We start from the raw sequence: 2,353 nt of genomic DNA on the forward strand, positions 1-2,353 counted from the left end.
ATGATCCGCTTTCCACGCAGTTCGGACATTGTTTTGATGCCGGCGTCCTTTTTGACCAGCAGCGCCAGCGGTGAATGTTGAAATATTGGTAACTATTCAGCAAAATAAAGCTTGACAGGGTTTTTGGTCAAAAGCCGAGGGGTTGGTCTGTTTGGCAGGTTCTTTCGGGACTATGCCTGTGGTGATGTAAAGTGGCCGACCCGGCGTTTTTATGGCGTTAGTCAGGTCGTCCACGTTCAACATATTCTAATGTTGCAGGCGGCATTCAGCGGCCAAAAAAGAGGCTCTGAAAAGCTGTGGTATGATCTTTCCCATGAACGGCATTGATATTGAATCAGCCATAGAGAGCGCCCGTGAACTGCTTGATAAGGAGGAAACCCTGTCTCCCGCATTGAGATCAGCCATGGAAGTGATTCTTATGCTGGTTTCACTGATGTTCAATCGTCTGGGTTTGAACAGCAGCAATAGCAGCAAGCCCCCGTCAAGCGATCCCAACCGCAAACGGAAAAGTCGTGGCAAGGGTTTAAAACGCGGCGGCCAGAACGGGCATGTCGGCACGACCCTGAAACAGATGGATGAGGCCGATGAGATAAAAGATCTGCTCATTGACAGAAGCAGCCTTCCCGCCGAGCTGGATTATACGTATGCAGGTTATGAGCGGCGGCAGGTTGTCGATATTGATATCCGGCGCATCGTCACCGAGTTCCGGGCTGAGGTGCTGAAGGATCAACATGGCAAGCGTTATGTCGCCCCCTTTCCTGAAGGCGTCACCCGTCCTGTTCAGTATGGCAACGGCATCAAGGCGCACGCTGTTTATCTATCTCAATATCAGCTACTGCCTTACGGACGCATTGAGGATTATTTCCGGGATCAGCTACATATTCCCGTCAGTAGCGGAACCCTATGCAACTTCAATCAGAATGCGTGTAAAAGGCTGGAAAGATTCCAGTCATGGCTGGTTAACGAGCTTGCCGGGTCGCCTGTGATGCATGCGGATGAGACGGGTGTCAACATTGGCGGCAAGAGACACTGGTTGCATTGCCACTCCAACAGTTTGCTGACGTATTACTATCCCCATGCCAAACGCGGGAAGGAAGCCATGGATGAGATGGGCGTATTGCCTCACTACTCCGGTACGCTGTGCCATGACCACTGGAAGCCATATTACCGTTATGATTGTACGCACGCATTGTGCAATGCGCATCACCTGCGGGAGTTGGAGCGCGCTTGGGAACAGGATAAGCAGCAGTGGGCCAAACAGATGCAATCCTTGTTATGCGAGATCAACACCGCAGTTCATGATGCTGGCGGTTGCCTTGCGGCGGAAGCAAGCGGCGCATTCAAAAAACGATACCGGAATTTGCTGCTGGAAGCGGATATTGAATGCCCGCCGCCTGATGAAAACAAACGAAAGGAGCGAAGGGGAAGGTTGAAACGTTCCAAATCCAGAAACCTGCTTGAACGGCTGAGAAACTATGAAGGTGATGTGCTGCGCTTCATGGATGCGGCGAGCGTGCCCTTTACCAACAATCAGGGAGAGAATGATCTGCGTATGACCAAGGTACAGCAGAAAATATCCGGATGCTTTCGATCCTTCGAGGGCGCAACGGCATTTTGCCGCTGTAGAAGCTACATCTCCACATGCCGGAAGCAGGGGATTTCTTCCAGCAAGGCATTGACTCTATTATTTGACGGCAAAATGCCCGCCTTTATGATAGGTGCTGAATAGTTACATCCGGTTTTCGTAGCCAGTGCTGTAATGCATTCGTTGCAAGGGAGAAGAGCATCTTCCAGCCTTTGAGAATCGAATAATATGGAAAAGCAGGCCGCATTTGTTCTTTCCGTTTTTTCTTACTTTTGATTTTGTCTGCTTTCCCCAGCTCTTTCAATTCGGCAGCATCTTCCTCATGACTCACAAGAAATGACCATGCCAGCAGCATGAACGATACAAGATTCTTCAACGCATTCATTTTCCTCGCCATGACACCCTCAAGACCAAAGCCCTGCTTGGAGAAGCGGAAACCTTCCTCAACACACCAGCGATCCATATAGGCATGAATCAGAGCCTGCCCCTGCCTGCGACCATAAGCTCTGCGCGTTGATGCCAATACCATCGGCTCATTTTTACCATGACGTACGACAATCAGAGTTAATGGTTTGTCTGGATGCGATGGAAGATACACAGTCGTCATGCCATATTTTACTTCAGTATCTCCATGCCGACGTAACTTGCACCGGTGTTTGCAGGGCAGGCGTTTGGCAATCTCTTGTGCATCCATGCTGCTATTACGCCACTTCCAGTGCCTCTGTTTGGTTACCCTGACTACAATCTGGAAATCCTGACATAGCCAGT

General features: G+C 50.1%; 2 protein-coding genes. One reads left to right on the forward strand and one right to left on the reverse strand.

All coding sequences use genetic code 11. From position 1 onward, the window contains the following. The first annotated feature begins 301 nt into the window (after nt 1-301). Nucleotides 302-1,729 carry an IS66 family transposase gene (tnpC, locus tag AC3WVG_RS11400; RefSeq protein ID WP_488798240.1) on the forward strand — a complete coding sequence of 476 codons (1,428 nt, stop codon included), beginning with the start codon at nt 302-304 and terminating at the stop codon, nt 1,727-1,729. On the opposite strand, the gene AC3WVG_RS11405 is transcribed toward tnpC, so the two are convergent. Next, a partial coding sequence (locus AC3WVG_RS11405) for a transposase (protein WP_488798241.1) occupies nt 1,710-2,353 on the reverse strand: 644 nt, incomplete at its 5' end. The two genes, tnpC and AC3WVG_RS11405, sit on opposite strands and share 20 nt — an antisense overlap.

The organism is Desulfovulcanus sp., assembly GCF_982781345.1.

Excerpts from the sequence above, each read along its gene's own strand:
- tnpC (WP_488798240.1), top strand. The coding sequence starts at position 302 with ATGATCTTTCCCATGAACGGCATTGATATTGAATCAGCCATAGAGAGC.